Origin of the sequence: Streptomyces sp. NPDC001985, assembly GCF_040296845.1 — a bacterium.
Lineage (GTDB): Bacteria > Actinomycetota > Actinomycetes > Streptomycetales > Streptomycetaceae > Streptomyces.
This window is the reverse complement of sequence record NZ_JBEOYB010000008.1, coordinates 146,798-153,426: the sequence shown is the minus strand read 5'-3', so window position 1 is coordinate 153,426 and position 6,629 is coordinate 146,798. Positions and strand designations below refer to the sequence as shown.

5 protein-coding genes are annotated in these 6,629 nt (G+C 72.3%); 4 read left to right on the top strand and 1 reads right to left on the bottom strand.

All coding sequences use genetic code 11. The features are described from left to right. Positions 1–221: 221 nt before the first annotated feature. The 4 genes from ABT122_RS05730 to ABT122_RS05715 all read left to right on the top strand — a co-directional run bounded on the left by ABT122_RS05730 (position 222) and on the right by ABT122_RS05715 (position 6,174). Complete coding sequence (locus tag ABT122_RS05730) at positions 222–1,028, top strand: ATP-binding cassette domain-containing protein (RefSeq protein WP_351545843.1); 807 nt, start codon at positions 222–224, stop codon at positions 1,026–1,028. A gap of 53 nt (positions 1,029–1,081) precedes the next feature. Next, the gene (locus tag ABT122_RS05725; RefSeq protein WP_351545870.1) at positions 1,082–2,332 is read left to right on the top strand and encodes a sugar ABC transporter permease; all 1,251 of its coding nucleotides are present in this window, start codon (positions 1,082–1,084) and stop codon (positions 2,330–2,332) included. A gap of 214 nt (positions 2,333–2,546) precedes the next feature. After that, positions 2,547–4,469: a 1-deoxy-D-xylulose-5-phosphate synthase gene (gene dxs / locus ABT122_RS05720; protein WP_351545840.1), complete on the top strand. Its 1,923-nt coding sequence runs from the start codon at positions 2,547–2,549 to the stop codon at positions 4,467–4,469. Positions 4,470–4,662: 193 nt separating this feature from the next. Further along, the gene (locus ABT122_RS05715; RefSeq protein WP_351545838.1) at positions 4,663–6,174 is read left to right on the top strand and encodes an amino acid permease; all 1,512 of its coding nucleotides are present in this window, start codon (positions 4,663–4,665) and stop codon (positions 6,172–6,174) included. A gap of 9 nt (positions 6,175–6,183) precedes the next feature. On the opposite strand, the gene ABT122_RS05710 is transcribed toward ABT122_RS05715, so the two are convergent. Then, on the bottom strand, positions 6,184–6,573 hold the full coding sequence (locus ABT122_RS05710; RefSeq protein WP_351545836.1) for a PIN domain-containing protein: 390 nt from the start codon (positions 6,571–6,573) through the stop codon (positions 6,184–6,186). Between the last annotated feature and the right edge of the window lie 56 nt (positions 6,574–6,629).

Here is a 6,629-nt window from a genome sequence, read left to right as displayed (position 1 = left end):
CCCGGCCCCCGCGCCCCCCCCCCCCCGCGGGTCCCGCCCGCCCGCCCCCCCCCCCCCCCGGCCCCCCCCCCCCCCCGGCGGGGCACCCGGCCGCGGCCCCGCCCCGGCCGGACCGCGCCCCCGCCCGCTGCCGACCGCACGCACCCCTGCCCCCAGCCCCGCTGCCGACCGCACCCCCGTCCCGGCGCGCCACCCGCCGGGCGGTGAAGGAGTTGGTTCCCGTGCCCGCTGTCCCCGCCGCCCCCGCCCCGCCCCCGCCGCCCGTCCTGGCGCTGCGCGGGGTCTCCAAACGGTTCGGCGCCGTCCAGGCCCTGACCGATGTCGAACTGGAGGTCCACGCCGCGGAAGTGCTCGCCCTCGTCGGCGACAACGGAGCGGGAAAGTCCACCCTGGTCAAGACGATCGCCGGAGTCCACCCCGTCGACGGCGGCGTCATCGAGTGGGACGGGGTGCCCGTCTCGCTCGACCGGCCGCACGACGCCCAGAACCTGGGCATCGCCACCGTCTACCAGGACCTCGCGCTCTGCGACAACCTCGATGTCGTCGGCAATCTCCACCTCGGCCGGGAGATCCGCCGCTACGGCCTCCTGGACGAGGTCGCGATGGAGCGCCGGGCCCGCGAACTCCTGCGGACCCTCGCCATCCGCATCCCCAGCGTCCGTATCCCCGTCGCCTCACTCTCCGGCGGCCAGCGCCAGACGGTCGCCATCGCCCGCTCCCTGCTCGGCGAGCCCCGGCTCGTCATCCTCGACGAACCCACCGCCGCCCTCGGCGTCGAACAGACCGCCCAGGTGCTCGACCTGGTCGAGCGGCTGCGCGAGCGCGGCCACGCCACCATCCTGATCAGCCACAACATGGCGGACGTCCGAGCCGTGGCCGACCGGGTGGCGGTGCTGCGCCTCGGCCGCAACAACGGCGTCTTCGAGGTCCGCTCCACCTCACAGGAAGAGATCATCTCCGCCATCACCGGGGCCACGGAGAACGCCGTGACCCGACGGGCGGCACGGACCGCGGAGGGCCGGCAGTGAAGCCCAGAGTCAGTCTCCACAAGAAGAACGCGGCGGACCCGGAGGCCGGGGCGCTGGTCAATCCGGAGGCCGCCCGGGCCGCCGTGACCGCGGTCGACCCCCGGCTGATCGTCCGGCAGCAGGGGTTCGCCGGCTATCTCGCCGAATTCCGCCGCCGGCTCACCGCCGGGGACCTGGGGAGCCTCCCGGTGCTCCTCGGGCTCGTGCTGATCTGGTCGGCCTTCCAGCGGATGAACCCCAACTTCCTCTCCGCCGAGAACCTCAGCAATATCGCGGTCGCCATGACCGGCACCGGGATGATGGCCATCGGCATCATCTTCGTGCTCCTCCTCGGCGAGATCGACCTCTCCGTCGGCGCGGTCAGCGGGGTCGCCGGGGCGATCGTCGCCGTGCTGAACGTCACCCACGGGGTGAACGAGTGGCTGGCGGTGCTCGCCGCCATCGCCTCGGGCACGGCCATCGGCGCCCTCCACGGCTTCTTCTTCGCCCGGATCGGGGCGCCCGCCTTCGCCGTCACCCTCGCCGGGCTGCTCTTCTGGCAGGGCTGCATGCTCCAGCTGCTCGGCTCCAGCGGCACCGTCAACCTGGACGGCGACGGGGTGGTCGGCAGGCTGAACACGTACTACTTCAGCGAGGTCGCCGCCGCCTACGGGCTGGCCACGGTCGCCGTGGCCGCCTTCCTCACCGGCGGCGCCCTCGACAGCCGGCGCCGCGCGGCGGCCGGGATTCCCTCCCGCCCCTTCGCCGACCTCGCCCTGCGCACGGCCGGGCTCGCGGTGGTCGCCTACGGGGCCGCGTACCTGTTCAACCAGTACAAGGGGCTGCCCCTGGGGTTCGTCCTCTTCCTCGCGGCCCTGGTGGTCACGGACCTGGTGCTGCGCCGCACCGCCTACGGGCGGGGGATTCTCGCCCTCGGCGGCAGCGTGGAGGCCGCCCGGCGCGCCGGGATTCATGTCACGGCGATCCGGATCTCCGCCTTCGCGGTCGCGGGCACCTTCGCGGCCGTCGGAGGGCTCTTCATGGCCTCCAAGATCGCCGCCGCCAACCAGGGCGCCGGGGGCGGCGAGCTGCTGATGAACGTCATCGCGGCGGCCGTGATCGGCGGGACCAGCCTCTTCGGCGGGCGGGGGCGGACCTGGAACGCGCTGCTCGGCGTGATGGTGATCGTCTCCATCCAGTACGGACTGGCCCTGGAGGGCATCTCCTCCCCGGTCCAGTTCATGATCACCGGTGGTGTGCTGCTCGCCACGGTCGTGATCGACTCGATCACCCGCAGAACCCAGCGCAGCGCGGGCCGGGCCTAATCCCTCGCCTCCGGCTCCTCCGGCTCTCCCGGATCAGGCCCTTCCGGCGCCGCACCGGCACCCCCGTCCCCCCGCAGCCGCCGAATCGAGCGATCATATGAGCCGGATCGCACCGCCCGAGGGCGGCGCTCCCGACCGGAACATTAGACTCAACCAAATCGGCATGTCTCGACCCAGCTCCATACACCCAGCTCACATACGCAAGGAGGCACGGGTGGCACTGCTTACCCGTATCAGGGGACCGCGCGATCTGGACCGGCTCAGCCCGGAGCAGCTGGATCAGCTGGCCGCGGAGATCCGGACCTTTCTCGTGGACGCCGTCTCCAAGACCGGCGGGCACCTCGGGCCGAATCTCGGTGTGGTCGAGCTCACCATCGCCCTTCACCGGGTCTTCGACTCCCCGAAGGACAAGGTTCTCTGGGACACCGGGCACCAGAGCTATGTGCACAAGCTGCTCACCGGCCGGCAGGACTTCTCGCGGCTGAAGATGAAGGGCGGCCTCTCCGGCTACCCGGCGCGCGCCGAGTCCGACCACGACTGCATCGAGAACTCGCACGCCTCCACCGTGCTCGGCTGGGCGGACGGCCTCGCCAAGGCCAACGAGGTCCTCCGCAAGGACGACCACGTCGTGGCGGTCATCGGCGACGGCGCCCTCACCGGCGGCATGGCCTGGGAGGCGCTGAACAACATCGCCGCCGCCAAGGACCGGCCGCTGGTGATCGTGGTCAACGACAACGAGCGCTCCTACGCGCCGACGATCGGCGGCCTCGCCAACCACCTCGCGACCCTGCGCACCACCGACGGGTACGAGCGCTTCCTCGCCCGCGGCAAGGACATCCTGGGCCGCACCCCCGTCGTCGGGAAGCCGCTCTACGGCACCCTGCACGGCGCCAAGAAGGGCCTCAAGGACTTCATCGCCCCCCAGGGCATGTTCGAGGACCTCGGCCTGAAGTACGTCGGCCCGATCGACGGCCACGACATCGAGGCGCTGGAGTCCGCCCTCGCCCGCGCCAAGCGGTTCGGCGGTCCGGTGATCGTGCACTGCCTCACCGAGAAGGGCCGCGGCTACCAGCCCGCCCTCCAGGACGAGGCCGACCGCTTCCACGCCGTCGGCAAGATCCACCCCGACACCGGTCTGCCGATCGCCAGCTCCGGTCTCGACTGGACCTCCGTCTTCGGCGAGGAGATGGTCAAGCTCGGCGCCGAGCGCGAGGACATCGTGGCGATCACCGCCGCCATGCTCCAGCCCGTCGGCCTCGACCGGTTCGCCAGGGCCTACCCCGACCGGGTCTACGACGTCGGCATCGCCGAACAGCACGCGGCCGTCTCCGCCGCCGGTCTCGCGACCGGCGGGGTGCACCCGGTCTTCGCCGTGTACGCCACCTTCCTCAACCGCGCCTTCGACCAGGTCCTCATGGATGTCGCCCTGCACCGCTGCGGAGTGACGTTTGTGCTGGACCGTGCCGGTATCACCGGCACGGACGGCGCCTCCCACAACGGCATGTGGGACATGTCGATCCTCCAGGTCGTCCCCGGCCTGCGGATCGCCGCCCCGCGCGACGCCGACCAGGTGCGCGCCCAGCTCCGCGAGGCCGTCGAGGTCGACGACGCGCCCACCGTCGTCCGCTTCTCCAAGGGCGCCGTCGGACCCTCCGTCCAGGCCGTGGGCCGGGTCGGCGGCATGGACGTGCTGCGCCACCCGGACGCCGAGCGCCCGGATGTGCTCCTGGTCTCCGTGGGCGCGCTCGCCCCGATGTGCCTGGAGATCGCGGATCTCCTGGACCGGCAGGGCATCTCCACCACCGTGGTCGACCCCCGCTGGGTCAAGCCCGTGGACGAGGCGCTCGCGCCGCTCGCCGAGCGGCACCGGGTCGTCGTCACCGTCGAGGACAACAGCCGCGTCGGCGGGGTCGGCTCCGCCGTCGCCCAGGCGCTGCGCGACGCGGGCGTCGATGTGCCGCTGCGCGACTTCGGCATCCCGCCGCGCTTCCTCGACCACGCCTCCCGCAAGGAGATCATGGCCGAGATCGGGCTGACGGCCCCGGACATCGCCCGGCAGGTCACGGGTCTGGTCTCCCGGCTGGACGCCCGGTCGGACGCCGTCACCGGCGAGGCGGCCGAGCCCGTGCGCGACTGAGCCGCCGCCCGCCCGGCACCGGCCGGGCACCCGCACCACCGCGCACCGCGCGGATCGCCCATGGAATGGGCCGGGAGGGTCACCCTGGATGGGTGACCCTCCCGGCCATTCGCGTGAAACCCACCCGTACGGCCGCCCGGGGACCATCAGCCGTCCCGATCATGGCGGGGACGACACTGCGTGGAGGTGCACGGTGAGCAGAGACAAGGACCCCGCGAGCAGAGCGGGCGTCTTCCGGACCAAGACCGTCGAGCAGTCCATCCGCGACACCGAGGAACCGGAGCACGCGCTCAAACGCTCGCTCTCCGCGCTCGACCTCACCGTCTTCGGCGTCGGTGTCGTCATCGGCACCGGCATCTTCGTCCTCACGGGCGCCGTCGCCAAACAGAACGCGGGCCCCGCCACCGCCATCGCGTTCGCCATCGCCGGATTCGTCTGCGGACTCGCGGCCCTGTGCTACGCCGAGTTCGCCTCCACCGTCCCGGTCGCGGGCTCCGCCTACACCTTCTCGTACGCCTCACTGGGCGAGCTGCCCGCCTGGCTCATCGGCTGGGACCTGGTCCTGGAGTTCGCCCTCGGCACGGCGGTGGTCGCCGTCGGCTGGTCCGGCTATGTGCGCTCCCTGCTGGACAACGCCGGCTGGCATCTGCCGGAGGCGCTGTCCGGCACCAACGAGAGCCATGGCTTCGCCTTCGATCTGCTGGCGTTTCTGCTGATCCTGGCGCTCACCGTCGTCCTCGTCCTCGGGATGAAGCTCTCCGCCCGGGTCACCACCGCGGTCGTCGCGATCAAGGTCGGCGTCGTGCTGCTGGTCATCATCGCCGGGGCGTTCTTCGTCAAGGCCGCGAACTACAGCCCCTTCATTCCGCCCGCCGTGGAGACCGAGGGCGGATCGGGCATCAAGGAACCCCTGATCCAGCTGATGTTCGGCTACGCGCCCACGAACTTCGGTGTCATGGGCATCTTCACCGCCGCCTCCGTGGTCTTCTTCGCCTTCATCGGCTTCGACGTGGTGGCCACCGCCGCCGAGGAGACCAGGCTCCCGCAGCGGGACATGCCCCGGGGCATCCTCGGGTCCCTGTTCATCTGCACGGTGCTGTACGTCGCGGTCTCGCTCGTCGTCACCGGCATGCAGCACTACACCGAACTGACGATCGACGCCCCGCTCGCCGACGCCTTCAAGTCCACCGGACACCCCTGGTACGCCGGGGTGATCAGCTTCGGCGCGGCCATCGGCCTCACCACCGTCTGTCTGATCCTGCTGCTCGGCCAGACCCGGGTGTTCTTCGCGATGAGCCGGGACGGGCTGCTGCCCCGCTTCTTCTCCCGCGTCCACCCGCGCTTCCGCACCCCGTACCGCGCGACCGTCCTCCTCGGGGGCACGATCGCCGTCATCGCCGGCTTCACCAGCATCGAGGAGCTGGCGACACTGGTGAACATCGGCACCCTCTTCGCCTTTGTCGTCGTCGCGATCGGTGTGGTCATCCTCCGCCGCACCCGCCCCGATCTGCCCCGCGCCTTCCGCACCCCGCTGGTGCCGCTGCTGCCGGCCCTCTCGGTGGCCGCCTCGCTCTGGCTGATGCTCAATCTGCCCGCCGAGACCTGGCTGCGGTTCGGGGCGTGGATGCTCATCGGCGTGGTGGTGTACGCGGTCTACGGCCGCCGCCACAGCAGGCTGGAGCCGGGGTCGAAGGTGCCCCACTGAGCCGTCCGGTCAGCGCGGCCCGTACACCGCGCGCGGTCCGGTGGTCCGGGCGCCCGCGGCGGTGACCCGGCGGCGCAGCTCGCGGTCGGCCGTGACCACCAGACAGGGCCGCCCGCCCGCGCCGGCCGCCAGCGCCGCGATGTGGTCGTCCCCGCTGCCCCCGGCGGACTCCACCCGCACCCCGGGGACCGATCCGACCCCGCGCGCCGCGCCCTCCACCACCAGGACGACCTCCAGCGGCCCGGGGAGGTCCCCGACGCCCTCGGCGGCGTACCGCACCAGCGCGTCCCGCAGCCGCTCGGCGGCGCCGCGCCGGTCGCGCCACCAGCCGTCGGGCACGGAGCCGACGACATTGGCGCCGTCGACGACCAGCAGCGGGGTCAGGGGTTCGTCCGTCATCGGGGTGAGCCTACGCGGGGAACGCGACAGGGGCCGTACGGATGCTCCCGCACGGC